Raw genomic sequence first — 24,564 nt, 5'->3', positions numbered from 1 at the left:
ATATCTCCCACCCTCCGGAGCACTCCCGATGTCCACTCGTCCTGGGGTCGGCCGCCGCCTCATCAGCGCGGTCCTCCCGCTCAGCGCGGTCACCGCCGGCGTCCTATCCGGAACACCGGCGTACGCCGACACCGTCGGCCACGGCCCGAACGGGCAACGGCTCACCGTCAGCGACACCACGGGCATCAACCGCGCCGGCGCGACCCTCACCGTCTCCGGTACCGGCTACGACACCTCCAAAGGCATCTACGTGGCCTTCTGCGTCGACAACGGCAAGGGCGTCCTCCCCTCGCCCTGCGGTGGCGGGGCGGACACCAGCGGGGACTCCGGCGCGTCCCAGTGGATCTCGTCGAACCCGCCGTCGTACGGGGAGGGGCTCGCGATCCCGTACGGACCGGACGGTTCGTTCCGGGTCCAGATCAAGGTCAGCACGGCGATCGGCGACGTCGACTGCACCGTACGCAAATGCGCGGTGACGACCCGTAGCGACCACACCCGGAGCAGCGACCGTACGCAGGACGTCCTGGTCCCTGTGACGTTCGCCGCACCAGCCGCACCGGCCGCACCGGCCGCGCCAGCCGCACCGACGACCCACTCGACCACCCCGGCACGCACCGGACCCAGCACCCGCAGCACCACCCCCGGCTCGACGAACGCCGCCACCCCCACCCTCCCCGGTGCGGCCGTCGGTGCCACCGGCACTGCCGCGACAGGTCCCGGTGCCGCTCCCGTTGCCGGTTCGGCGGCGGCCGGCCCGATCGAGATGACCCGGGTCAGCGAGAGCGGTTCGACCGGTCGATGGTGGACGGGTGCGCTGGCACTGCTCGCCAGCGCGCTGGTCGGCGTACTCCTGCTCCGGGCGCGCCGCCGGCGCGGTGCCGCGTGATCCGGCGCTTCGGCGTCGCCACCGCCGTGGTGAGCGCGGTGGCCGCGCTCGGACTCGTCGGCTGCGCCGGGACCGATGGCACCGAGGCCAACCCGACGGCCGAGTGTGGCCCGTCGACCGCACGGGTCGAGTCCGACGCCGTCGTGCCGGTCACGACCGATCCACCCAGCGTGTTGCCGGTGACGGTGACCGGCGTGGACGGCCGGACGGTCACCGTCACCGACACCAGCCGGATCCTGCCGGTCAACCTGTACGGTTCGATCGCGGAGATCGTGTTCAGCCTCGGTCTCGGCGGCCGGGTGGTCGGCCGGGACACCGCCACGACCTTCTCCGCCGCCACCCACCTCCCCCTGGTCACACCGGGCGGCCACGACCTCTCCGGTGAGGCGATCCTGCGGCTCAACCCCACCGTCGTCATCGCCGACGAGAGCATCGGGCCACCCGAGGCGCTGGAACAGCTACGCCGCTCCGGCATTCCGGTGCTGCTCGTCGACGACGAGCAGACACTCGCGGCGGTCCCCCGGCACATTCGGGCGATCGCGGCGGCGCTCGGAGTGGACGAGGCCGGCACGAAACTGGTCGCCCGGGTCGACGGCGAGATCGCGGCGGCCCGGCGCACGGCCCCGGCCGGACCAGCACCGCGAATCGCCTTCCTCTACCTGCGCGGCACCGCCGGGGTGTACCTGATGGGCGGCCGTGGCGCCGGTTCGGACGAGATGATCCGGGCGATCGGTGCCGTCGACGCCGGCACCGAGATCGGGCTGGCCAAGTTCCGCCCGTTGACCAGCGAGGGCCTGATCAACGCGGCACCCGACGTCATCCTGGTGATGACCGAGGGACTCCACTCGGTCAAGGGCGTCGACGGGCTGCTGGCGATGCCCGGCGTGGCGCAGACGCCGGCCGGTCGCCACCGGCGGATCGTCGACATGGACGACGGCATCCTGCTCAACTTCGGTGCCCGTACCGGCACCGCGATCGCCGCCCTGGCCGCAGCCGTGTACGAGTGCGGGGAGGCCCGCCCGTGACCGCCTCCGACACCACCGTGTCCCGGCCCGGGGGCACCTCCGCCACCGGTACGGCACCCCCGGCTCGTACCCGACGCGGACGCCACGCGGCGCTCCTGATCGGACTCGCCGGCGTGCTCCTGCTCGTCTGCCTCGCCGCGGCCGGCACCGGGCAGGTGCAGATCTCCCCCGCTGAGGTTCTCGGCTCGGTGCTGCACCGGCTCGGGCTGCCCGTCGGCCCCCTGCCCGAGGCGGCGCAGGGCGAGAACGCCCTCTGGGTGGTGCGGTTCCCCCGGGTCACCCTCGCCGTGATCGTCGGCGCCTCACTGGGCTGCGCCGGTGCGCTCATGCAGGGCACCTTCGGTAACCCCCTGGCCGAGCCAGGGGTGATCGGTGTCTCGTCGGGTGCCGCGGTCGGCGCCGCCGTGACCATCGTCACCGGTGTCTCCGCGCTCGGCGGCTGGACCATCGCCACGGCGGCCTTCCTCACCGGCCTGCTGACCACGTTCGCGGTCTACGCGATGTCCCGGTCGGACGGTCGCACCGAGGTGGTGACCCTGGTGCTGACCGGTGTCGCGGTCAACGCGATCGCCGGCGCGGTACTCGGCCTGGTGATGTTCTTCGGCGACGCCGACGCGGTACGCGCGATCGCGTTCTGGCAACTCGGTAGCCTGGCCCAGGCGACCTGGGGCAGTGTGCTGGTCACCCTCCCCTGTGCCGTGCTCGGGATCGGTGCGGCGCTGACCGCCGCCGGGCGGCTGGACCTTCTCGCGCTCGGTGAACGCCCGGCGCACCACCTCGGCGTACCCGTCGAGCGGCTACGGCTGCTGATGATCGGCACGACCGCGCTGCTGGCCGCGTCGGCGGTCGCCTTCACCGGGGTGATCAGCTTCGTCGGGCTGGTGGTGCCGCACCTGATCCGACTGGTCGCCGGTCCGGGACACCGGACACTGATCCCCGCCAGTGCGCTCGGTGGCGCGATCATCGTGGTCGCGGCGGATCTGGCCGCGCGGACGCTGATCGACTACCAGGAGCTGCCGCTCGGCGTGCTCACCGCGGTCGTCGGCGGCCCGTGCTTCTTCTGGCTGCTGCGCCGGGCCCGGTCCCGCGCCGGGGGTTGGGCATGAACCGGCCACGGATCGTGCCGCGCCGGCCGCCCGAGGTGGGACCGGTCACCGACGGCGTCGCGATCGAGGTACGTGACCTGCGGGTACGGCTCGGTACCCGCCCCGTCCTGCGGGACGTCCACCTGGACGTCCGCGCCGGTGAACTCCTCGCCCTGGTCGGTCCGAACGGTGCCGGCAAGTCGACCCTGCTCGCGGTCGTCTGCGGTGACGTACCGGCATCGGCCGGTGAGGTCCGGGTCGAGGGAGAGGCGCTGGGGCGGTGGACCCCGGCACGGCTGGCCCGCCGACGCGCGATGCTGCCCCAACGTACGAGCCTGGCCTTCCCGTTCACCGCCACGGAGGTGGTGGCGATGGGCCGGGCACCGTGGCGCGGTCGACCGGAGCAGGAGCAGGACGACGAGGCGATCGCCGAGGCGATGCGGCTCACCGAGACGACCGCGCTCGCCGACCGGCCGTTCCCCGCGCTCTCCGGCGGCGAGCAGGGCCGGGTGGCGCTGGCCCGGGTGCTGGCCCAACGTACGCCGATCCTGCTGCTGGACGAGCCCACCGCAGCGCTCGACCTGCACCACCAGGAACTGGTGCTTCGGGTGGCCCGGGAGCGGGCACGGGGCGGCGCGGCGGTCGTGGCGGTGCTGCACGACCTCGGCCTGGCCGCCGCGTACGCCGACCGGGTCGCCCTGCTGTCCGACGGCCGGCTGGTCGCGGACGGGCCGCCTGAGCGGGTGCTGACGGCCGACCGGCTCAGCGCGGCGTACCAGCACGACATCGAAATCATTTCCCACCCCCGTACCGGCACACCGCTGGTGCTGCCTATCCGAACAACCGAGGACAACACATGAGCGACGAACCCACTCCGACCGACAACGGGCTCGCCGCCCGGCTGCGCGCGGCAACCGACGCGGCCCACCGCGCCGCCGAATCCACCCCGTACGTGACGGCGCTGATCGACGGTCAGGTCAACCGGGCCGGTTACGCCGCCCTGGTGGCCCAGCACTACTTCATCTACGAGACGCTGGAGCAGGCCGCCGAGGCGATGCGTGACGACCCGGTGGCCGGCCCGTTCGTGGTCGACGAACTGACCCGGTTGCCCCGACTGGCCGAGGATCTCGCCTTCCTGCTCGGGCCCGGTTGGCGGGAGGAGATCGCGCCGAACGCGGCGACGGAGGCGTACCGGCAGCGGCTGCGTGAGGTCTGCTTCACCTGGCCGGCCGGGTTCATCGCACACCACTACACCCGTTACCTCGGTGACCTTTCCGGAGGCGCGTTCGTGGCCGCCGCCGTACGTCGGACGTACGAGTTCAGTGGTGACGAGGGCACCCGCTTCTACCAGTTCGACATCGCCAGCCGGGGCCGGTTCAAGCGGGAGTACCGGGCCCGCCTGGATGCGCTGCCGTTGGACGACACCGAGTTCGACCGGGCCGCGGAGGAGGCGGTGATCGCCTTCTACCTCAACCAGGGTGTGTTCCAGGAACTCGGAGCGGCGACGATGGAAGCCGTGTAACGACACGGATGGTCCCGGTGCCGCCGACGGTGACGGCACCGGGACCAGGGTCGTCGAGCTGGACCGCTCAGACGTCGAACTGGACCGCTCAGAAGTCGAACTGTCCGATGTTCGCAGCGTCGAATACGGTCGGCGGGCCGAGGACGACCACCCCGTCGGCCTGGATGGTGTAGTCGCCGAGTTTGCCGGCCGTGAACGTCTCCCCCTCCTTGCCGCTGATCACCCCGGAGGCGAGGGCGGCCCCGGCGTACGCGGCGAGGTAGCCCAGGTCGGCGGGGTTCCAGAGTGCGAAGCTGCGCACCGTTCCGTCGGTGACGAACTCCCGCATCTGGTTCGGTGTGCCCAGCCCGGTCAGCGCCACCTTGCCCTTGTACTGCGAGGTCGACAGGTAGCGGGCAGCCGCGGCGACGCCGACCGTGGTGGGCGAGACGATCCCCTTCAGGTCCGGGTACGACGCCAGCAGGCCCTGGGTCTCCTGGAACGACTTCTGGTCGTCGTCGTTGCCGTAGACCACGGTCACCAGTTCGATCTTGGCGTACTCGGGTTTCTTCAGCTCCGTCTTCATCAGCTCGATCCAGGCGTTCTGGTTCGTCGCGTTCGCGGTCGCCGAGAGGACGGCGATCTTCCCTTCGCCGCCGATCGCGTCCGAGATCAGCTTGACCTGGTTCTCGGCGATGCCCTGGCCGGTGACCTGGTTGACGAAGAGATCCCGGCAGTCCTTGTTGGTGTCCGAGTCGAAGGTCACCACCTTCGCGCCGCCCTGTCGGGCCTGGTTGACGGCGCCGCAGATCGCGTTCGGGTCGTTCGCCGAGACGGCGATCACATCGCTGCCCTGCTGGGTGAGGGTGTTCAGGTAGCTGACCTGGGAGGAGGCGCTCGCCTCGGAGGGGCCAACCTCCTTGTACTCGCCCTTGAACTCGGCGACCGCGGCCTTTCCGCCGTTGTCGGAGACGGTGAAGTACGGGTTGTTCACCTGCTTCGGCAGGAACGCGACCTTCAGTCCGGCCTTGATGGTGCCGCCCGCTGCGGCGTTCGAGCCGCCGGACGGGGTGTCGCCCTCGTCGCTGGCGCACGCCGAGCCGCTCAGCAGCAGTGCCGCCAGCGCGAGAACCGACGCGCCGAGACGCAGGGGTGTGGTCCGCGTACCTCTCATGGCTCTTTCCTTCCTGGGCATGAGGCTGGTCGGTGGCGGAATCGGTGGTCGGGCCAAGGTGGTGCGTCGTCGAATGCGTCAGCCCGTCACCGGCGACGCGCGGGGTCGGCGGCGACCCAACCGGGCGCGGAGCATGGCGGCCAGGTTCGGTCCGACCACGGAGATGATCAGCAGGGTGCCGGTCACCACGGTCAGCGTGTCGGCCGGGACGTCGGCCAACTGGAGCGCGTTGCGCAGGGTCGTCAGCAGCAGCACTCCGGCGAGCACGCCGACCAGGGTGCCCCGGCCACCGAAGATGGAGACCCCGCCGAGCAGCACGGCGGCGACGACGGAGAGTTCGAGGCCCGAGCCGTTGTCGGCGCGGGCGCTGGCGTACCGCAGGGTCCAGAAGAGACCGGCGAGCGCCGAGATCGCGCCGGTGAGGACGAAGAGCCAGAATTTGGTCCGGGCGACCGAGATGCCGGCGAAGATCGCCGCCTGTTCGCTGTTGCCCATGGCGTACAGGCTTCGGCCGACGGGGGTGGCGTGCAGCACCAGGCCGAAGACGAGCGCCAGGCCGCCGACGACCAGGGACACCCACGGTACGGTCGTGCCAGGCAGCGCCGCGACGGCGTTGCCGGTCCAGCCGTACGGGAAGTCAGCCACCGCCCGGTCCCCGAGCACCACGTAGGCCAGTCCCCGGTACAGCGCGAGCGTGCCGATCGTCACGGCCAGCGACGGCAGGCCGAAGCCGGCGACAAAGAGGCCGTTCACCGCTCCGAGGAACGCGCCGAGGAGCACCACCAGCGGGAGGATCAGCGGCAGCGGAAGGCCGAGGAACCACAGTTGGCCCATGACCGCGCTGGAGAGGCCGAGCATGCTCGCCACCGAGAGGTCGATCTCGCCGGTGACGACCACCAGGGTCATCGGCAGCGCGATCAGCGCGATGGGAATGACGTCGAGCAGCAGGAATCCCCAGAACCGTGGGCTGGCGAATCCCTCGACCAGCACCGACGAGCCGATGATCACGGCGATCAGGACGACGATCACCAGGACGTCCCAGCTACCGAAGGCGGAGAGCCGGCCGACGGGCCGGTCCGTCTGGTCAGGCGTCACGGGCTTTCCTTCCTCGTAGCCGCCGAGCCACCCGCGCGGCGAGTGCCCGGTCCAGGCCGATCGCGGCGAGGATCAGCGCACCGACCACCGTCTGCTGCCAGAACGGCGCCACCCGCAGCACCGGCAGCGCGCCGCCGATGGTGCTGAGCAGCAGTGCGCCCAGTGCCGCGCCGTACACCGATCCGCTGCCGCCGAAGATGGCCACCCCGCCGACCACCACCGCCGCGACCACCTGCAGTTCGATGCCGGTGCCGGCGGCGGCGTCGAGGGTGCCGAACCGGGCCGCGTAGAGCACACCGGCGAGCCCGGCCAGCGCACCGCTGACCACCAGCGCGCCGAAGACCCGGCGGCCGACCGGGATGCCGTGCAGCCGGGCCGCCCCGGGATCCGACCCGATCGCATAAAGCTCCCGACCGCTCCGGTACGAGCGCAGGTAGAAGCCAGCCAGCAGCAGCACCGCCACGGCGAACAGGGCGAGCACCGGTACGGTCAGCACGGTCGCCGTACCCATGTCCTTGAAGCCGGCCGGCAGGTCGGCGGCGTTGATCTGCTGACCTGCCGCCCAGGAGAAGTCGAGCCCCCGGAAGACGTAGAGGGTGCCGAGGGTGACAACGAGCGCCGGAACCCGGGCGACCGCGATCAGCGCGCCGTTGACGATGCCGCAGAGCGCGCCCAGCGCGATCCCGGCGAGCAGCGCCAGCGCGATCGGCGCTGCTGGTACGGCCAGGAACAGCTTGCCGGTGGCGAAGGCGGCCAGGCCGAGGATCGACCCGACGGAGAGGTCGACGTTGCGGGTGATGACGACGATCGTCTGCCCGACGGCGAGGACGACCAGGATGGTCGCGCCGAGCATCAGATCCTTGCGGCTCTGCCCGGACAGGAAGCGCGGGTTCACCACGGTGGTGATCGCGATCAACAGCACCAGCGCGAGCCCGATGCCCAGTTCACGTACGGCGAACAGGCGGTTGGCCCCGCGTGCCGGGTCCCCGCCGCCGTGCGGGACCCCGCCCGTCGCCCGACTGGTGCTGACGGTCGTCGTCATCGGGCCGGCTCCGATCCGGCCGGTGCCTGACCGGTAGGCGCCTGACCGGTGGCGGCGAGCATCACGGACTCCTCGTCGGCGTCCGCGCGGGAGATCTCCCGTACCAGCCGACCCTCGTGCATGACCAGCACCCGGTCTGCCATGCCCAACACCTCCGGGAGTTCGCTGGAGACCATCACCACGGCCACACCCTCGGCGGCGAGTTGCGACATGAGCCGATGCACCTCCGCCTTGGTGCCGACGTCGATGCCCCGGGTCGGCTCGTCGACGATCAGCAGTTTCGGTGTGGTGGAGAGCCACTTGGCCAGGACCACCTTCTGCTGGTTTCCGCCGGAGAGGGTGGAGACCGGGTCGGTGGAGCGGCCGGCCTTGACCTGGAGCCGCCGCAGCCACTGCGCGGCGGCCCGCCGCTCGACGCCGGGGCCGAGCAGGCCGTAGCGGGACAGCGACCAGCGTCGGGTCAGGGTGGCGTTCCGCTCGATCGACAGCTCCATCACCAGGCCCTGCTGGCGTCGGTCCTCGGGAACCAGTGCCATCCCTGCGGCGATGGCCGCCGAGGGGCGGCCTCCCGGCACCCGTACGCCACCGACGGACACACCACCCGCGTCGTACCGGTCGACGCCGAACACCGCCCGGACCACCTCGCTGCGCCCGGCGCCGACCAGCCCGGCCAGGGCGACGATCTCGCCGGCCCGGACCTGGAAGCTGACCTCGTCGAAGACGCCGTGCCGGGTGAGGCCGCGCACGTCGAGGACAACCTCGCCGGGTGGCGATGCGATCTTCGGGAAGAGTTGGGAGATCTCCCGTCCGACCATCCGCCGGACCAGTTCCGCGACGTCGAGTTCTCCGACCGGGTCGGTGGAGACTCGACGACCGTCCCGCATCACCGTAATCCGCTGGCAGAGCGCGAACACCTCGTCGAAGCGGTGGGAGATGAACAGGATCGCGGTGCCGGAGTCGCGCAGCGATCGGACCACGCCGAACAGGCGCTCGACCTCCACCCCGGACAGTGCCGCCGTCGGCTCGTCCATCACCAGCACCCGGGCATCGAACGAGAGGGCCTTGGCGATCTCCACGAGCTGCTGGTCGGCGATGGATAGTCCGCGCGCGGGGCGGTCCGGGTCGAGGTGTACGCCGAGCCGGGCGAAGACCTCCTCCGCCTGTTGCCGCATCAACCCGCCGTCGATCCGGCCCAGCGAACGCAGGGGTTGGCGGCCCATGAAGATGTTCTCGGCCACGGAGAGGTCGGGGAAGAGCGTCGGTTCCTGGTAGATGACCGCGATGCCGGCGGTGCGCGCGTCCGCCGGGCCGCTCAGCGAGAGCCGCTCACCGTCGAGGGTGAGTACGCCCTCGTCCGGCGGGTGCACCCCGGCGAGGATCCTCACGAGGGTGGACTTTCCCGCGCCGTTCTCCCCCACCAGTGCGTGGACCTCGCCCGGGTAGAGGTTCAGCGAGACGTCCCGCAGGGCGTCGACCGCGCCGAAAGACTTGCTCGCTCCGGTCAGTGCCAGCAACGGCCGACCTGGGCGATCGTGTTCGGGCACGGCACCACCCCCACGCTGAAACGTTTCATCGACGTCTGTGAGATAGACGTTAAGCGGACGTTTCACCTGTGGTCAAGGGCTACGACGGCGCGGGCCACGGTCGAAGTACCTCGACGCGAGGCGAGTTCGGCCGGACCACGAGACTCCACGGTTGTCGATACGCTGTCGTGACGTCGGTGGGGCCGCGTGCGTCGGGCACCCGCAATCGCCGGGCCGAGGGGATCTCGATGATGCAGACCAGGATGTTCGGCAACACCGGCCTACGGGTCAGCGCGATCGGGCTGGGCGCATGGCAGCTCGGCCGGTCGGCGCAGTGGCCCGACGGACCCGACCCGGACGAAGCGGTCCAGATCGTCCACACCGCACTCGACGCGGGCGTCAACCTGATCGACACGGCTCCGGGTTACGCGGACGGGACCAGCGAACGCAACATCGGTCGGGCCCTGACCGGACGCCGCCGCGACGAGACCGTCATCTGCACCAAGGTCGGCTACCTCCCCGACGGCAGCCCCAACTGGGCCTCCGACGCCATCGAGGAGTCGATCGAACAGAGCGCCCGCCGGATGAACGTCGACCACGTCGACATCGTCGTCCTGCACAACCCGCCACCGGAGATCCTCGACGGCACCCGCAGCGACCACTACCAGGTCCTGCAGCGACTCCAGGACAAGGGCACCATCCGCGCGTACGGGACTTCGGTGGACTGGGGCGCCGACATCGACACCGTCCTGACCACGAGCGACTCGAACGCGCTCGAAGTGCGCCTCTCCGCGCTCTACCAGGAACCGTGGGCGGCGATGGGACGGGCACACGAGCGCGGCGTCGGGACGATCATCAAGGTGCCGTTGGAGTCCGGCTGGCTCTCCGGCCGGTACGACGCGCAGAGCGTCTTCACCGACGTACGGGACCGCTGGTCACGCGAGGACGTGGCACTGCGCGCGGCACTCGTCGACGAACTGCGCGCACTACTGCCCGAGGGGGTGAGCCTCTTCGAGGGCGCACTGCGCTTCCTACTCGGCTACGAGGCGGTCTCCACCGTCATCCCGGGTAGCAAGTCCGTGGCACAACTGCGGGCGAGCATCGTCGCCGCACAGGTGCCACTGCCCACCCAGACGTACGATGCGATCCGCTCCTGGTACGCCGCCCGCCTCGCCGACCGCCCCCTGGACTGGTAGCGAACCTTCTCCGCCCCTCGCCACTCGAAGATGACGTGGGGCGGAGAAGGTGCCGCACCGGGCCTGGCCGGCTCCACGCCTTCAGCCACCCGGCCGTACGCCGACCCACCGGACCCGCCTCTGTTGTAGAGGGTGCTCGGCGAGTCACGCCGACGCGGCCGGATTGGTCAACTAGAACGGTGTGGGATGAGGTATCCCGATGGTGGTGGCCACGGCAACAGCCAGACGTCAGCTATCGGTCGTACTCTCGGATCGCTCTCGTTGAGGACGCGGCACAGGAGCTGACGTGAAGATCATCAGGCGAGTCATCGTGTTCGACGCCAGCGACATCGAAGTCGAGAGCAGGTTCTGGGCCGGCCTCCTGGGCGGCACGGTGCACCGGGATGAGCACTGGCACAGCATCGTCGTCGACGGCGAGTGGGTCATCGGCGTGCAACTTGCCCCGAACCATGTGACACCGGATTGGCCGAGCGGTCCGCAGCAGCAACAGGTGCACATCGACCTGCATGTGGACGACCTGGAAACGGCGGGGCAGCTCGCCGTCCGGCTCGGAGGACGTCAACTTCAGGCCGCGATGAGGCCATCCGACAACCGCGACGGCGAGGAGATGTTCGCCGTGTACGCCAGTCCGGCTGGTCACCCACTTTGCTTCGGGGTCCACCAAGGTGTGCCTCTGGATTCGCACATCTGTGGCACAGAGTTCAGAAGTACGTGTGCAGCACGTCCACGATGGTCTGGCTGTCGCCGACGACCGGAATGGACCGCCACTTGTCGAAAGCGGTGCACGGGTGGGAAATGCCGAAGCAGACCAGGTCGCCCGGTCCCAGCTCCACATCGGACGGCACGTCGAGGAAGGTGTGGTGGTCGTTGAGCCGGGTCACCCTCATCCCACCGGCGGGGTCAAGCGCGCCGGAGGCTCGGCGGATCCGCAACGGCACCGGCAGGCCCTCGTCGTACGGCGCGTCGCGCTTGCCCATGCCGACGATCGCCAGCCCGGGTTCCGGGGTGGAGGTGACCTGCGCCCAGAGTTCGAGTGCGCCTTCGAGGCAGTCACCTTCGGGTAGCCGGTCGAACGGGGTCCGGTCGGCGTAGAAGCCGTGGTCGTGGGTGACGTAGGCGCCGCTGCGCAGGACCACCCGGAGTTGGCGGCCGGGGAGCCAGTCGCCACCGAGCCGGTCGGCCACCACGTCGAACCAGGCGCTGCCGCCGGCACTGACGATCACCTCCGTCCCGAGCAGACCCCGGCTGGCCAGTTCCAGCACGGCGGTACGAGCACGGTCCAGGTAGGTCGCGACCGCGTCGGCGGTGGAGAGGCCACCCTCGTACGCGGTGACGCCGTCGAGTCGTACCCGGGGTGCGGCTGCCGCAGCCTCCGCGACCTCGACCAACTGCTCGACGCTGCGGCAGCCTGTGCGTCCTGCGGGGTGGCCGAGTTCGACGAGGACTGGGATGGACGAGTGGCCCGGCTGGTCCTTGAGCGCTTCGGAGATCGCCTCGACCCCGGCGACCGAGTCGACAAAGATCAGTGCCTCGAAGCCCTGGTCAAGTTCGCCGGCGAGCCAGCGCAGCGGCACCGGGTCCAGCATCTGGTTGGCCACGAGGACACGCGGCACACCGAAGGCGCGGGCGACGAGTAGCTGGTTGGCGGTGGCCACCGTAATGGCCCAGGCGCCGGCGGCCAGCTGCGCGTCGAAGAGCGACGGCACCATGGTGGTCTTGCCGTGGGGCGCGAACGAGAAGCCGTGCCGGGAGCAGAAGGCAGCCATGGTCGCGATGTTGTGCGCGAGGGCGGATTCGCGGGCGACCAGCACCGGCCAGGTGACCGCACCGCCGAAGAGGTGGTGACCGGCGGCGGCGAAGTCGGTGTCCGACACCGGTGGGCCGGGCTGCCAGAAGCCCTTCGCCCGCCAGTCGAGAACATGCTCGTCGAGCCGGTCGTGGAGCATCGGCCCTCCCACGTTGGTTCGGATATGGCGCGCTGTCGGAGGCAGAGCCTTGTCGATCCCTCATCCGGGCCAACGTCTTGACGGGACCGAGTCGAAGATATCAGGCTGTCGGGACCCCCGTTCTACGGACCACTTCCGAACCTGGAGTGCCGATGGTGATCGGTCTCGTCATCCATGGCAGTCATCGTGCGGCGTTCGAGGACGCGGCACGCACGCTGGCCGGGGTGAACCTGGAGTGGGTGGTCTACGCGCACGAGGACGAGGTGGACGTACGGGTCGACGACCTGTTGGCCCGGCGACGGGTCGACGGTCTGTTGCTCGGCCCGGTGCCGTACGCGAAGTGCCGCCACCTGCTGCCGGCGGACCTGCCGGTGGCGGTCCTGCGATCGGCCGGTCTGGACTTGGCGTTGGCCCTCTTCCGGGCATCCGCACAGGGCTGGCGGCCGATCCCGGTCAGCATCGACACCTATGACGCGCAGACGGTGGACGAGGTCGTTCGGGCGCTGGACCTCGACCCGTCCCAGGTCAGTTGCCTGCCGTACGACCGGGAGCAGAGCGTGGCGGAAACCGTCGCGTTCCACCGCGAGGCGCTGGCCCGCACCGGCGGCGAGTACGTGATCAGCCTGCGTACGGCGGTCGCCGCTCAACTGCGCGACGAGACCCGGGTACTCGGCGGCCTGCCCGGCCCGGCGACGCTCCGGGCCCAGTTGCACGAGCTGGCGCTGCGGGTGCAGTCGAAGCGGGCCAGCGCGCTCCGCTTTGCCGCCGGGGTTTTCCTGGTCGGGCGGACGGCCGGACCGTCGGGGCCCCGGCTCGATCTGGACCGGGCCCGGGTGGGGCTGTTGAACCTGCTGCTGAACACACCGGAGTTCGGCGACGCGTGGATCGAGAACCGCGATCGACGTGGCGTGGTCGTCCTCGCCCACCAGGCGCTTTTCGAGCAGGCTACCGGTAGCTGGGTCGGCCTGCCGGCGCTGCGCCAGGCGCACGAGACGCTCGGCATCAAGGTGGCCGCCGGCTTCGGGGTGGGCGCCTCCGCCCGTAGCTGTGTCCATCTCGCCGAACGGGCGGCCACCCGGGCCGAGCAGGAGGAGTCGCCGAGTGCGTACCTGATCGAGGACGGTGGCGTCATCATCGGTCCGATGAGCGCCGCTGGCGCCTCGGTGGCGTTCACCTACCGGGAGCACGGCGCCGAGTTGGAGCGGCTGGCCGGGGAGGTCGGGCTGAGCGCCGCGACCCTGTCCCGGCTGGCGGCGATCGAACGGGCCCAGATGGGTCGGGCAATCTCTCCCAGCGACCTTGCCCGGCAGCTCGGCATCACCGACCCGAGTGGGCGGCGGCTGATCCGCAAGTTGGGCGACTCCGGACTGGTCGAGGTGGAGGGGAGCACGCAGGTGCATCGCCGGGGTCGCCCGGCCCGGTTGTACCGGCTGCGCATCGGCCCGGCGATCGGCCGGTCATGAACGGCTATCCGCAGGCGGTGACAGGCGATCCACCGGCCGGGACCGGAGACCCGGGGGCCACGGGGGGCGACCAGCGGACGGGAGCGTGGGATCTGCTGCTCACCGGTGGCGAGGTGTTGGACCCGGGCACCGGACGGGCCGGACGGTACGACGTCGCCGTACGGGGCGGACGGATCGCTGAGGTCGACGCGTCGCTGCCGACCGGGCACGCCACCGAGGTCGTCGACGTACGCGGCCGGCTGGTCACGCCGGGCCTGGTCGACCTGCACACGCACGTGTACGGGGGCGCGACGTACTGGGGCATCGACCCGGACCCGGTCGCCTGGCGCAGCGGGGTGACCACCTGGGTGGATGCCGGTTCAGCCGGCGCGTACTCGTTTCCCGCCTTCGCGACGGCCGCCGCCGGTTACCGGGTCCGGGTGCCGGCGTTGTTGAACATCTCCGCGGTGGGGCTGGTCGCGCCGGTGGGCGAGTCACGCGAGTTGGCCCACTGCGACGTGGATCTCGCCGTGACGACGGCGCGTGCGTACCCGGAGACGATTGTCGGCTTCAAGGTGCGGATGGACCGGCACAACGTCGGCGACCACGGCACCGAGCCACTGCGCCGGGCGGTCGAGGCGGCACGGGCGTGTGGACTGCCGGTGATGGTGCACATCGGAGCGGCACCGCCCTCGGTCGCGCAACTGCTGCCGCTGCTGCGACCGGGAGACGTCATCACGCACTGCGCGAGCGGGATAGCCGCCGGCCCGACCGGGTTCGACTCGGCCGCCCGGGAGGCATACCAGGCCGGGATCCTGTTCGACATCGGGCACGGGTCCGGCGGCTTCGCCTTCGACGTCCTCGAAGCGCAGTTGGCCGCCGGCATGCCACCGCACACCGTCTCGACCGACCTGCACAGCCGGTCGCTGCACGGTCCGGCGTTCGACCTGCCCACCACGATGGCGAAGATGCTGGCGGTCGGTATGGGCCTGCACCAGGTGGTGGCGGCGGCGACCGTCGGTCCGGCGCGGGTGCTCGGGCTGGGCGGTGGCATCGGCACGCTCGCGCCGGGCGCACCTGCGGACATCGCGGTGTTCGCCGTCGACCGTCAGCCGTTCGAGGTGGTCGACGTGCACGGGCAGCGCCGGACGTCGCCGCTGCGGCTGGTCAACGAGCGGACGTACCGGGCCGGTCGGGCGTTGCCGGCGCGTCTGGCGGCACCCGTACCACCGTGGATTCCGCTCACCGCCGCCCAGCGCGAGGCCCTGCTCCGACGTGAGCGGGCGGTACGTGACCTGCTGACCTCACCCCTGGTGGGCCCGGACGGGCTCGCCGAACAGTTTCCCCGACACGGAGGTTGACCGATGCCCAAGAAGATCATCGTCGCGGATCAGGCGGCGCCGCCCGGTGGCCCGTATTCACACGCCGTGGTCGCCGGTGACCACGCGTACCTGGCCGGTGCGTGCCCGGTGCTGCCGGACGGGACCTGGGTCACCGGCGACTTCGCCGCGCAGGCCCGCGCCGCGTTCACCAACCTGGCCCGGGTCGCCGAGGCCGCCGGCGGCGACCTCGGCAAGGCCGTACGGGTCGGCGTCTACCTGCGCGATTTCGCCGACTTCCCGGCCATGAACGAAATTTACGTGGAGTTCTTCGGCACCGAGAACCTGCCGGCCCGCACCACCCTGCCGGTGGCGTTGCCGGGGTTCGACATCGAGATCGACGCGGTGCTGTATCTGGGCGAGTAACGCCCACTCCCCCGCCGAAGCCAGCCGCCACCTGAACCGCCGGCGGTGGGCGTCGGCGTGCCCAGAAATCGGCTCTCACCTGCGGAAACGTGGCTTGACGGAACACCTTCCACAGCCCAACCTGGAGGGCATCGATACCGACCTAATTATGAACCTGGCTCGTTATTGGAGGGGAGAGAAGCTGTGCGGAAACCCCTGGCCCTCGCCGTGCTGCTCGCGCTGGCCCTGAGCGCCGGCGCCTGCGCACCGTCGACCGGCACACCCACGGAGAGCGGCGACGAGAAGACCGGCACGCTGCGGGTCTGGCTCTTCGACGAGGCGAACCGCGCCGCCAAGCAGGCGGTGGTCTCCGAAGCCGTCGCCGAGTTCTCCGCGGCCCATCCCGGGGTCAGCGTCGACGTCAGCTACCTGGCGACCGACACCCGGGCCGAGAAGTACAAGGGCGCGCTCAACGACCCGGCCAGCGCGCCGGACGTGACCGAGGTCGGCAACACCGACCTGGCGGGTTTTGTCGCCTCCAACGGCATGGCGGACGTCAGCGACGACCTCAAGAGCTGGTCGGAGGCCGGCGACCTGCCCGCCGACCTGGTGAGCACCGTGACGGTGGGCGACAAGGCGTACGGCGTACCGTGGTGGATCGGCGTACGTGCCCTCTACTACCGCACCGACGTCTTCACCGAGCTCGGCCTGCGGCCCCCCACCTCCTACGCCGAACTGGTCGCCACGGCGAAACGGATCCGGGCCGAGCGCAAGGAGATGCTCGGCATCGCGGTCGGCGGGCTGTACGTCTTCGGCGCGCTGCCGTTCGTCTGGGACGCCGGTGGCGACATCGCCACCAGCAGCGGCGCCGGCTACACCGCCAGCATCGACTCGGCCGCGTCGAAGGCTGGCATCACCGCGTACACCGATCTGTTCGGCGACGACATCTGCCCCGCTCAGCAGTGCGTCGACCTGACTGGCGGCGGCACCGTCGAGGCGTTCGCCGCCGGCCGGGCGGGGATGGGCATCCTGGGCAACTTCAACCGCTCGGCGGTGGAGGCCGGCGTGGTCAAGGGCAGGTACGCCGTCGTCCCGCTCCCCGGCGCGAAGCCGGGCTCGATCGCGCCCGCCTTCGCTGGCGGCAGCAGCCTCGGTGTCTTCCGCTCCACCAGCCACCGCGCCCTGGCGGTCGAGTTCATGCGACTGCTCGCCGGGCGGAAGTACACCCTGAAGCTGTACGACGCGATGGGCTTCGTCCCCGCGATGAAGTCCGCCCGGGCCGAGGTGATCGCCAAGGATCCGCAGCTCAAGCCCTTCATCGACACGATGGAGGCGGGCACCCGGTTCGTGCCGGTGGACAGGGCCTGGACCACCATCGACGCCGAGAAGATCCTGCCGACCCTGCTCCAGAAGGTGATCACGAAGCAGGCCACCGTGGACGCGGCGGCGGCCGAGGCGAACACCCGGATCAGCGCGGCGTTCGGCAAGTAATGACGGTCGCCGCGACGTTCCGCCGGCAGCGGCTGACCCCGCTGTGGCTGCTGCTGCCGGCGCTCGCCGTGCTGGTGCCGATGTTCGCGTACCCGCTCTACCAGCTTGGCCTGCTCTCCCTGTTCGAGTACGGACAACCGCAGGTCAGTGGTGGCGAACCGGGCCGGTTCGTGGGCTTCGGCAACTTCCGTGCCCTCTTCGACGACCCGACCTTCTGGACGGTGCTCGGCCAGACGGTGGTCTTCGCCGCCGGCTGCGTGGTCGTGACGCTCGCGGTCGGTGCCGCGCTCGCCGTTCTGCTGACCCGGATCGGCCCGGTGGCCCGGGCGGTGCTCTCGTTCGCCGCGCTGACCGCCTGGGCCGCGCCGGCGATGACCGGCTCGGTGGTCTGGGCCTTCCTGTTCGACAGCAACCTCGGCCTGGTCAACGAAGTGCTCGGGCTCGACGGCTACAACTGGTTCTACGACCGGAGCGTGGCGTTCACGCTGGTCGGCGCGGTGGTGGTCTGGCACTCGTTCCCGTTCGTCATGATCACCCTGTACGCGGGCATCCAGGCGGTGCCGACCTCGGTACGGGAGGCCGCCGCGCTGGACGGCGCGGGCGCCCTGACCACCTTCCGCCGGATCATCGCCCCGATCCTGCGACCGCTGATCATCATCGTGGTGATCCAGTCGGTCATCTGGGACTTCAAGGTGTTCACCCAGATCTACGTGATGACCGGTGGCGGTGGCATCGCCGGACAGAACCTGGTGCTCAACGTGTACGCGTACCAGAAGGCTTTCGCCTCGTCCCAGTACGGCCTCGGCTCGGCGATCGGCATCGTGATGACGGTGATCCTGCTCGTGGTCACACTCCTCTACCTGCGTGTGCTGCGCCGCACCGGGGAGGCGCTGTGATCCGCCGCCGGGTCGCCGACGCCACCGCCATCGTGGTCGCCGCCGTCACCGTCTTCCCGATCTACTGGATGGTGCTGTCGGCCCTCAAACCGACCGGCGAGATCCGGTCCGCCGATCCCCGACCCTGGACGCTGCACCCGACCCTGGAGCACTTCGGCTCGGCGCTCGGCGTCAGTGGATTCGGCCGCTACTTCCTCAACAGCGCGGTCGTCGCGCTGACCGTGGTCGCGATCAGCGCGCTGATCTCGTTCCTGGCCGCGGTCGCGCTGACCCGCTACCGGTTCCGCACCCGGACCACCCTCCTGGTGCTGTTCCTGGTCGCCCAGATGGTGCCGGTGGAGGCGCTGAGCATCCCGCTCTTCTTCCAGATCCGCGACCTTGGCCGAACCGTACCCGGGGTCGGGTTGAACACCCTCGGCTCGCTGGTGCTGGTGCAGTTGGCGTTCAGTCTGCCGTTCGCCATCTGGATGCTGCGGGGTTTCGTCGCCGCGGTGCCGCAGGAGATCGAGGAGGCGGCGACGCTCGACGGCGCAAGCCGTTTCACCATTCTGTGGCGGATCCTGTTTCCCCTGGTGTCGCCCGGGCTGGCGGCAACCGGGGTGTTCTCCTTCATCACCGCGTGGAACGATTTCCTGTTCGCCAAGACGTTCATCATCAGCGCCACCGAGAACCAGACCCTCCCCGCCGCGCTGCTGGTCTTCTTCAAACCGGACGAGAACGACTGGGGCGGCATCATGGCCGCCTCGACCCTGATGACGATCCCGGTGCTGGTCTTCTTCGTCCTGGTCCGGCACCGGCTGGTCGCCGGACTCGGCGGGGCGGTGAAGGACTGATGCTGCCGAGGCCGACCAACACCCGCCCACTCACCGGTTCGTTCACCCTCACCGAGGCGACCACGATCGGCTGGGAACCTGGGTGCGCCGGGGTCGCACGATGGCTCACCGGGGCGTTGTCGTGCCCCACCGGGTATCCGTTTCGCGCCGCGCACACCGGTCTCGGTGACATCGACCTCACCGTCGATCCCGACACGCACCCGGAGGGATACCGACTGCGGGTACGCCCGGACCGGATCACCATCACCGGTGGCTCCCCCGCCGGCGTCTTCTACGGCGCGCAGACCCTGCGGCAACTCCTGCCGCCGCAGGTGTACCGCCGGGCACCGGTCCGATCCGGCCCGTGGGTGGTGCCGGGCGTGGACATCGTCGACCAGCCCCGGTTCGGTTGGCGGGGCGCCATGCTCGACGTGGCCCGGCACTTCATGCCGGTCGCCGGTGTGCTGCGCCTGATCGACCTGATCGCCGCGCACAAGCTCAACGTGCTGCACCTGCACCTCACCGACGACCAGGGCTGGCGGCTCCAGATCCGGCGCTACCCACGGCTGACGGGGGTGGGCGCGTGGCGCCGCGAGTCGATGGTCGGCTCGCGCCAGCACGGGCGGTTCGACGGTCGGCCGCACGGCGGCTACTACACCCAGGACGACATCCGGGAGATCGTCGCGTACGCGTCCGAGCGGTTCGTCACGGTGGTGCCGGAGATCGACCTGCCCGGCCACACCCAGGCGGCCATCGCGGCGTACCCGCACCTGGGCAACGGGGTTGACGAAACGGTGGAGGTCTCCACCCGGTGGGGCGTGTCGCGGCACGTACTGAACGTCTCCGACGAGACCGTCGCCTTCTTCTCACACGTGTTGGACGAGGTGATGGAGCTCTTTCCCAGTCGGCACATTGGCATCGGCGGCGACGAGTGCCGCAAGGACGAGTGGCGGGCGAGTCCGGCCGCCCAGCGGCGGCTGCGGGAACTCGGTCTGGGTGACGAGGACGAGTTGCAGAGCTGGTTCGTCCAGCGCTTCCAGCGGCACCTGGAAGCCCACGGCCGGGTCCTGTTCGGGTGGGACGAGATCCTGGAGGGAAGCCTGCCGCCCGGGGCGACGGTGGCCGCGTGGCGTGGGCCGGCGCTGGCGGTCGCGGCGGCACGCGCCGGCCACGACGTGGTCGCCTGCTGGGACAGTGCCGCGTACCTGGACTACCGCCAGTCCGATCACCCGGACGAGCCGATCCCGGTCGGCACCGTGCTCACGGTCGCCGACGTACGCGCCTTCGAACCGGAACCGCCCGCCCTCCCGGCCGAGCTACGGCACCGGCTGCTCGGCGCCCAGTGCAACATCTGGACCGAGCACGCCGACCAGCCGCGTACGGTCGACTATCTGGCCTTTCCCCGGCTCTGCGCGTTCGCCGAGGTCGCCTGGTCGGCCCCGGACACCGCCCCCTGGCACGATTTCGAGGCCCGTCTCACCGCGCACCTGTCCCGCCTCGACGCGCTCGGTGTCGCCTACCGCCCGCCCGACGGGCCGCTGCCGTGGCAGCGGCGACCGGACGCGGCCGGCTGGCCGCGCGAGCGGGCCGACCGGGACGCCGAACTCGCCGCCCTCACCGGTAACGTGCTGGCGCCGACGGAGCCGGAGACCGGGCCGGTCGAGAGTTGACCTGAACAAACGTTGAGGTTGCATGATCCTCGGAGGCGGGTCGGAGCCCGATCGTTTCCGCGCCGCGCGACGGTGTCAGACCGTACCGTCACGATGTCGAAGGGCCGCGCATGTCCGAGGGAGGGTGATGGGTACCAGCGTCGAGGTGACCGGACCGGGCTGGCTGCGGGGGCCGCTGCGCCCGTTCCGCAGCGGGCAGTACCGGTTGCTCGCCGCCGCGGTGACCATGTCGTTGTTCGCCGGCGGGGTCTGGATGATCGCCCTGGTCTGGCAGGTCATCGCGATGGGCGGGGGCCCGACCGAGTTGTCGCTCGTCTCCGCCGCGTCGGCCGCCGGCATGCTCACCACCGCGTTGCTCGGTGGCGTACTGGCCGACCGGATTCCGCAGCGGCGGATCCTGACCGCGGTAGCCGCGCTGCGTACCCTGGCCGCCGGATCCGTGGCGGTGCTGGCCCTCACCAATCTGTTGACGTTCTGGCACCTGGCGGTGGTAGCGCTGCTCGCCGGGGCCGCGAACGGCTTCACCTACCCGGCGTACTCCGCCCTGCTCCCCTCGATCCTGCCGGCCGGTGACCTGATCGCCGCAAACGGTGTCGAGGGAATGCTCCGCCCGACCATCATGCAGGCCGCCGGACCGGCCCTGGCCAGCACGTTGATCGCCGCCTGGTCTCCCGGTGCCGCCCTGCTCGCGGTCACCCTGCTGGAGGCGGCCGGTGTGGCCTTCCTGCTGGCCGTACGACCGGTGCCGCTACGCGGGGCCCGGACCGCCACCACGGACCATCCCGTACGGGCCACGCTGATCGACCTGCGCGACGGCTTCCGCTACATGGGAAGCACGCCATGGCTGCTTGCCACCCTGCTGTACGCGTCCCTGCTGACCCTGCTGATCATGGGCCCGATCGAGGTGCTCGTCCCGTTCGTGATCAAGGACCAGGCCCATGGTGGACCGGGCGACCACGCCTTGGTGATGGCGGCCTTCGGCGTCGGCGGGGCGATCGGCGCCCTGGGGATGGCGGCGCTGCGCCTGCCCCGGCGCTACCTGACCGTCATGAACCTCTTCTGGGGGCTCGGGTGCCTGCCCCTGGCGCTGGTCGGCTTCGCGGACCAGGCATGGCTGATCGCCGTGGCGCTCTTCGTGGTCGGGATCTGCTTCTCCGCCCCGATGGTCATCTGGGGAACGCTGTTGCAGCGGCGGGTCCCGCCGCACATGCTCGGTCGGGTCTCCAGTCTCGACTTCTTCGTCTCGTTGCTGTTCGTGCCCGTGTCGATGGCGATCGCCGGGCCGGTCAGCACCGGCATCGGACTCGGTACGACGTTCGCCCTCGCCGGTCTGGTGCCGACCGTGCTCGCCGCTTCGGCGATCGTCCTGGCCAGGATGCCCCGCGACGAGCTGGCCCACCCGCTCGACGTGCTTCCGGACGCCGACCAGCCGCAGGGGCACACCGGGGCCGACGACACGACCCGGAACCACGAGAAGGTCGCGCTCGCGACCGACCGCAGCGACACCTGACCCGCCCGAGACTAAGGACCCGGGCGCCCACGGGCACCCGGGTCCTTCACGTTCCGTTGCGCGCAATGAGGCGACTACCGCTGGGCCGCCCAGAGCACGGCCCGGCCGAGCTGCGGTTGCAGGCCCTTCGGGTGGGTCCGGTACGTCGGGTCCGTACCGAAGAGCACCACGCCGTTGCCCCCGGCCGACACGCCACGGACGATACTGGCCTGGTTGGCCGCCGCCGTCGGACCGTTGGCGCCCGTCGCGTTCGGCGCCCACCAACCGGAGAGCAGCGGGTCTTCGCCGTACGACTGCTCGACCGTGACACCGGCACCGAGGTTGGTGAACCAGACGGGCTGGTTGATGAACGAGTGCGGGATCGCACCCGAGGTGACCGGGCCCTGGCTGTTGACGATGTTGACCACACCACTGGCGAGCGAGGCACCGGCGGTGGCCGTGACGCTCAGCAGCGAGGCGCCGTTGCTGAAGCTCGCGCCAGCGGTGTCCAGACCCACGACACCACCGCCACGGGCGAGGAAGGCGTTCAGTGCGGCACGGTTCTCCGCCGTCAGGTTCGCCAGGTTGAGGTTGCTGGCCACCAGGATCACGTCGACGTCGGCGGTCAGTGTGGTGGCCAGGGTCGTCGCGGTGAGCGTACGCGCCTCGAAACCGAGGTCCCGCAGCGTGTCGCGCTCCTCGACCGTACCCAGGTAACCGACGACCACCCTGTTCAGCAGCGTTCCCTGCCAGCCCGCCGGGGCGGCTTCGAAGGCAACGTCGTGCTTACGGGACTCGGCTGCGGCAAGCCTGCGGTTGGTCGTCGTGTGCGGAATGGCGACCGACCCGTCGGCCAGCCGGTAGACCTTGACCCCCTGGTCCAGCAACGCGTTGACCGCGAGCAGGTCGGCGGCGTCCTGGAGGTTCAGTCGCAGGTCGGGGGTGCCGCCCGGCACGGCGCTCTCGGCCTTGCCGTCGTAGGCCCGCTCCAGGGTCACTCCCGGCAACTGGTCCCACAGGGTGTCGACGGTCGCTCCCCAGGTCAGTCCCTGGCTCCAGGCAGCGGGGCCGGCGTAGAGGTCGTCCACCCGATCGGTGATGTCCACACCGGGTTCGAGCAGGGAGTTGACCAGGCCACGCTTGGGCTGGTGCATGTCGATCACGTACGAGCCGGCGGGGTAGCTCTTGCCGTTGGCGGTGAAGTTCTGCTTCGCCCGCCACACCCGGCCGCCGCTGCCGATCAGCAGGTCGACGAGACGGGCCGCGGCCGGTGCCGAGTGCTGGCCGGAGCCGGCCGGGATGACGTACGAGCGGGGGAAGACCGTGTGGTAGTTGTCCTCGGGACCCCAGCCCGGCACGTAGCCATCCGGGATGTCCCGCAGCGGCTCACCGGCCGCGCCACGGCGGTAGCCCTCGGCCTGGTCGAACAGCACCTCGGCCCGGTGGTCCTGGATGTACTGCAACGAGGTCCTGATCGCCACCTCGTGCACGTCGGTGTTGATGCGGGACCGACGTACCTTCTCTTCCGGAGTGAGGTTGCCACGCGGATTGAGCGGCGCCTCGATCGTGTACGGGATGCTGCTCTGCAGCATCGCGAAGGACGGCACGTAGATCGGCGGGAAGTCGTCCCACACGCCGGGCTCGTCGTCCCGGAACGGGATGCGTGCCCGCTGGGTCTCGGGGTAGCCCAGGGCACGCAGGCCCTCCTCGATCGCCAACGCGTTCGGCAGGCCGTGCTTGATGTAGAGGTCGTACTCGTTGTTGACGTTGTGCGGCGGGGTGCTCGGGTGCAGCAGCGTCGGGTTGACGTAGCCGTGCAGGTCGAGCGTGATGATCGGCCGGGTGTCGACGATCAGCTCACGGATCAGGTTGGTCTCGGGCTGCGACACGATGGTCAGGTCACGGTTGAGGTCGTAGCCCGCCGCGTTCTGACGGGTACCGGCGACCCGGCCGTCCGGATTGGAGGTGACGTTGAAGACCAGCCGGTTGCGCTGGAGAAGCTGCTCGACCTGGGGATCGGTGCTCGTCGCGAGCTGCTCGATCACCCGCAGTGCCGCGTCGGTGCCCTCCCACTCGTTGCCGTGGATGTTGGCGTTGACGAACAGCGGGGTCTTGTAACCGGCGAGCAGGCGCTGGTCCTGCTGCGCCGCCGCCGGCTCGTTCTCGATCCGACGCCGCCAGTTCTCCTGCCGCCGTGCCTCGTCCTGGGTCTCCGGCGCGGTCACGTCACCGCGTACAGGTCGTAGCCGCCGGAGGACTTGCCCGCCACCCGGGCCGAGACCCGGTTCGTCGCGGCCTGCAGGGCGTTCAGCTTCGGTGCGATCTCGTCGTACGGGATGACGCCGATCGGGATGGACGCGTCGTTGGGGTTGTCGGGCCACACCGGCAGAACGCTGCGGGTCGGGAACCCTGTGATGCCCCAGAAGTCGACACCGGACGGGGGCACCGCCGGCAGCGCCGAGGCGTTCGCCGGACCGGTCCACGCCACCGTGCCGATCAACGAGACGGCCACGGCCGCAGTCGTGAACCTAGAGAGTCTTCTGACCATGAAGAACGGATCTCCTGTC

At 70.5% G+C, this 24,564-nt stretch carries 21 protein-coding genes and 1 pseudogene; 15 read left to right on the top strand and 7 right to left on the bottom strand.

From position 1 onward, the window contains the following. The first annotated feature begins 28 nt into the window (after nucleotides 1-28). The 5 genes from ACIBF5_RS17150 to ACIBF5_RS17130 are packed head-to-tail and all read left to right on the top strand — an operon-like array spanning nucleotide 29 to nucleotide 4,518. Nucleotides 29-886 carry a hypothetical protein gene (locus ACIBF5_RS17150; protein ID WP_396812591.1) on the top strand — a complete coding sequence of 286 codons (858 nt, stop codon included), beginning with the start codon at nucleotides 29-31 and terminating at the stop codon, nucleotides 884-886. After that, nucleotides 883-1,911, top strand: a complete 1,029-nt coding sequence (locus ACIBF5_RS17145) for a hemin ABC transporter substrate-binding protein (protein ID WP_396812589.1) — start codon at nucleotides 883-885, stop codon at nucleotides 1,909-1,911. Before ACIBF5_RS17150 ends, ACIBF5_RS17145 begins: the two co-directional genes overlap by 4 nt. After that, a complete protein-coding gene (locus ACIBF5_RS17140; protein WP_396812587.1) occupies nucleotides 1,908-3,017 on the top strand; it encodes a FecCD family ABC transporter permease in 1,110 nt (369 codons plus the stop codon). The genes ACIBF5_RS17145 and ACIBF5_RS17140 overlap by 4 nt, the downstream gene beginning before the upstream one ends. Continuing rightward, the gene (locus tag ACIBF5_RS17135) at nucleotides 3,014-3,856 is read left to right on the top strand and encodes a heme ABC transporter ATP-binding protein (RefSeq protein ID WP_396812585.1); all 843 of its coding nucleotides are present in this window, start codon (nucleotides 3,014-3,016) and stop codon (nucleotides 3,854-3,856) included. Before ACIBF5_RS17140 ends, ACIBF5_RS17135 begins: the two co-directional genes overlap by 4 nt. Continuing rightward, on the top strand, nucleotides 3,853-4,518 hold the full coding sequence (locus ACIBF5_RS17130; protein ID WP_396812583.1) for a heme oxygenase (biliverdin-producing): 666 nt from the start codon (nucleotides 3,853-3,855) through the stop codon (nucleotides 4,516-4,518). Before ACIBF5_RS17135 ends, ACIBF5_RS17130 begins: the two co-directional genes overlap by 4 nt. A gap of 88 nt (nucleotides 4,519-4,606) precedes the next feature. On the opposite strand, the gene rhaS is transcribed toward ACIBF5_RS17130, so the two are convergent. The 4 genes from rhaS to ACIBF5_RS17110 all read right to left on the bottom strand — a co-directional run bounded on the left by rhaS (nucleotide 4,607) and on the right by ACIBF5_RS17110 (nucleotide 9,352). Next, nucleotides 4,607-5,671, bottom strand: coding sequence for a rhamnose ABC transporter substrate-binding protein (rhaS, locus tag ACIBF5_RS17125; RefSeq protein WP_396812581.1), 1,065 nt, complete (start codon nucleotides 5,669-5,671; stop codon nucleotides 4,607-4,609). Nucleotides 5,672-5,749: 78 nt separating this feature from the next. Continuing rightward, entirely contained in the window at nucleotides 5,750-6,766 is a 1,017-nt protein-coding gene (locus tag ACIBF5_RS17120) for an ABC transporter permease (RefSeq protein WP_396812579.1), read from the bottom strand. Further along, nucleotides 6,756-7,808, bottom strand: a complete 1,053-nt coding sequence (locus ACIBF5_RS17115) for an ABC transporter permease (RefSeq protein ID WP_396812576.1) — start codon at nucleotides 7,806-7,808, stop codon at nucleotides 6,756-6,758. Before ACIBF5_RS17115 ends, ACIBF5_RS17120 begins: the two co-directional genes overlap by 11 nt. Then, nucleotides 7,805-9,352, bottom strand: coding sequence for a sugar ABC transporter ATP-binding protein (locus ACIBF5_RS17110; protein WP_396812574.1), 1,548 nt, complete (start codon nucleotides 9,350-9,352; stop codon nucleotides 7,805-7,807). Before ACIBF5_RS17110 ends, ACIBF5_RS17115 begins: the two co-directional genes overlap by 4 nt. 227 nt (nucleotides 9,353-9,579) lie before the next feature. Between ACIBF5_RS17110 and ACIBF5_RS17105 the strand changes: the two genes are divergently transcribed. Both ACIBF5_RS17105 and ACIBF5_RS17100 read left to right on the top strand, forming a co-directional pair. After that, nucleotides 9,580-10,527, top strand: coding sequence for an aldo/keto reductase (locus ACIBF5_RS17105; protein WP_396812572.1), 948 nt, complete (start codon nucleotides 9,580-9,582; stop codon nucleotides 10,525-10,527). 286 nt (nucleotides 10,528-10,813) lie between these two features. Further along, nucleotides 10,814-11,167, top strand: a pseudogene (locus ACIBF5_RS17100) (VOC family protein); the annotation flags it as partial. A 61-nt stretch (nucleotides 11,168-11,228) separates the two neighbouring features. Here the strand turns inward: ACIBF5_RS17100 and ACIBF5_RS17095 are convergent. After that, nucleotides 11,229-12,473 (bottom strand): alanine racemase, encoded by a 1,245-nt coding sequence (locus ACIBF5_RS17095; protein ID WP_396812570.1) that lies wholly within the window; start codon nucleotides 12,471-12,473, stop codon nucleotides 11,229-11,231. 152 nt (nucleotides 12,474-12,625) lie between these two features. On the opposite strand from ACIBF5_RS17095, the gene ACIBF5_RS17090 reads away from it, so the two are divergent. The 8 genes from ACIBF5_RS17090 (at nucleotide 12,626) to ACIBF5_RS17055 (ending at nucleotide 22,018) form a co-directional block, all read left to right on the top strand. Further along, nucleotides 12,626-13,936 carry a transcriptional regulator gene (locus tag ACIBF5_RS17090; protein WP_396812568.1) on the top strand — a complete coding sequence of 437 codons (1,311 nt, stop codon included), beginning with the start codon at nucleotides 12,626-12,628 and terminating at the stop codon, nucleotides 13,934-13,936. Between the two features lie 17 nt (nucleotides 13,937-13,953). Further along, nucleotides 13,954-15,276 (top strand): amidohydrolase/deacetylase family metallohydrolase, encoded by a 1,323-nt coding sequence (locus ACIBF5_RS17085; RefSeq protein WP_396812566.1) that lies wholly within the window; start codon nucleotides 13,954-13,956, stop codon nucleotides 15,274-15,276. Nucleotides 15,277-15,279: 3 nt separating this feature from the next. Next, nucleotides 15,280-15,660 carry a RidA family protein gene (locus ACIBF5_RS17080; RefSeq protein ID WP_396812564.1) on the top strand — a complete coding sequence of 127 codons (381 nt, stop codon included), beginning with the start codon at nucleotides 15,280-15,282 and terminating at the stop codon, nucleotides 15,658-15,660. Between the two features lie 183 nt (nucleotides 15,661-15,843). Then, on the top strand, nucleotides 15,844-17,130 hold the full coding sequence (locus ACIBF5_RS17075; protein ID WP_396812562.1) for an extracellular solute-binding protein: 1,287 nt from the start codon (nucleotides 15,844-15,846) through the stop codon (nucleotides 17,128-17,130). Next, a complete protein-coding gene (locus ACIBF5_RS17070) occupies nucleotides 17,130-18,026 on the top strand; it encodes a carbohydrate ABC transporter permease (RefSeq protein ID WP_396812560.1) in 897 nt (298 codons plus the stop codon). Before ACIBF5_RS17075 ends, ACIBF5_RS17070 begins: the two co-directional genes overlap by 1 nt. Beyond that, complete coding sequence (locus ACIBF5_RS17065; protein ID WP_396812859.1) at nucleotides 18,026-18,859, top strand: carbohydrate ABC transporter permease; 834 nt, start codon at nucleotides 18,026-18,028, stop codon at nucleotides 18,857-18,859. Before ACIBF5_RS17070 ends, ACIBF5_RS17065 begins: the two co-directional genes overlap by 1 nt. Further along, entirely contained in the window at nucleotides 18,859-20,508 is a 1,650-nt protein-coding gene (locus ACIBF5_RS17060; protein WP_396812558.1) for a beta-N-acetylhexosaminidase, read from the top strand. Before ACIBF5_RS17065 ends, ACIBF5_RS17060 begins: the two co-directional genes overlap by 1 nt. A gap of 127 nt (nucleotides 20,509-20,635) precedes the next feature. Next, nucleotides 20,636-22,018 carry an MFS transporter gene (locus ACIBF5_RS17055; protein ID WP_396812557.1) on the top strand — a complete coding sequence of 461 codons (1,383 nt, stop codon included), beginning with the start codon at nucleotides 20,636-20,638 and terminating at the stop codon, nucleotides 22,016-22,018. A 74-nt stretch (nucleotides 22,019-22,092) separates the two neighbouring features. Here ACIBF5_RS17055 and ACIBF5_RS17050 read toward each other — a convergent pair whose 3' ends face one another. Both ACIBF5_RS17050 and ACIBF5_RS17045 read right to left on the bottom strand, forming a co-directional pair. Continuing rightward, nucleotides 22,093-24,222 (bottom strand): M14 family zinc carboxypeptidase, encoded by a 2,130-nt coding sequence (locus ACIBF5_RS17050; RefSeq protein WP_396812555.1) that lies wholly within the window; start codon nucleotides 24,220-24,222, stop codon nucleotides 22,093-22,095. Beyond that, a complete protein-coding gene (locus ACIBF5_RS17045; RefSeq protein WP_396812553.1) occupies nucleotides 24,219-24,509 on the bottom strand; it encodes a hypothetical protein in 291 nt (96 codons plus the stop codon). The genes ACIBF5_RS17050 and ACIBF5_RS17045 overlap by 4 nt, the downstream gene beginning before the upstream one ends. Nucleotides 24,510-24,564 lie beyond the last annotated feature (55 nt).

The organism is Micromonospora sp. NPDC050417 (assembly GCF_044458865.1).
In the GTDB taxonomy this organism is placed as follows: Bacteria; Actinomycetota; Actinomycetes; order Mycobacteriales; family Micromonosporaceae; genus Micromonospora_G.
This window is presented reverse-complemented; position numbering and strand designations above follow the sequence as displayed.

Coding starts and splice junctions, on each gene's coding strand:
- ACIBF5_RS17150 (WP_396812591.1), top strand. CDS start 29: ATGTCCACTCGTCCTGGGGTCGGCCGCCGCCTCATCAGCGCGGTCCTC.
- ACIBF5_RS17135 (WP_396812585.1), top strand. CDS start 3,014: ATGAACCGGCCACGGATCGTGCCGCGCCGGCCGCCCGAGGTGGGACCG.
- ACIBF5_RS17130 (WP_396812583.1), top strand. CDS start 3,853: ATGAGCGACGAACCCACTCCGACCGACAACGGGCTCGCCGCCCGGCTG.
- rhaS (WP_396812581.1), bottom strand. CDS start 5,671: ATGAGAGGTACGCGGACCACACCCCTGCGTCTCGGCGCGTCGGTTCTC.
- ACIBF5_RS17115 (WP_396812576.1), bottom strand. CDS start 7,808: ATGACGACGACCGTCAGCACCAGTCGGGCGACGGGCGGGGTCCCGCAC.
- ACIBF5_RS17105 (WP_396812572.1), top strand. CDS start 9,580: ATGATGCAGACCAGGATGTTCGGCAACACCGGCCTACGGGTCAGCGCG.
- ACIBF5_RS17095 (WP_396812570.1), bottom strand. CDS start 12,473: ATGCTCCACGACCGGCTCGACGAGCATGTTCTCGACTGGCGGGCGAAG.
- ACIBF5_RS17090 (WP_396812568.1), top strand. CDS start 12,626: ATGGTGATCGGTCTCGTCATCCATGGCAGTCATCGTGCGGCGTTCGAG.
- ACIBF5_RS17080 (WP_396812564.1), top strand. CDS start 15,280: ATGCCCAAGAAGATCATCGTCGCGGATCAGGCGGCGCCGCCCGGTGGC.
- ACIBF5_RS17070 (WP_396812560.1), top strand. CDS start 17,130: ATGACGGTCGCCGCGACGTTCCGCCGGCAGCGGCTGACCCCGCTGTGG.
- ACIBF5_RS17060 (WP_396812558.1), top strand. CDS start 18,859: ATGCTGCCGAGGCCGACCAACACCCGCCCACTCACCGGTTCGTTCACC.
- ACIBF5_RS17055 (WP_396812557.1), top strand. CDS start 20,636: ATGGGTACCAGCGTCGAGGTGACCGGACCGGGCTGGCTGCGGGGGCCG.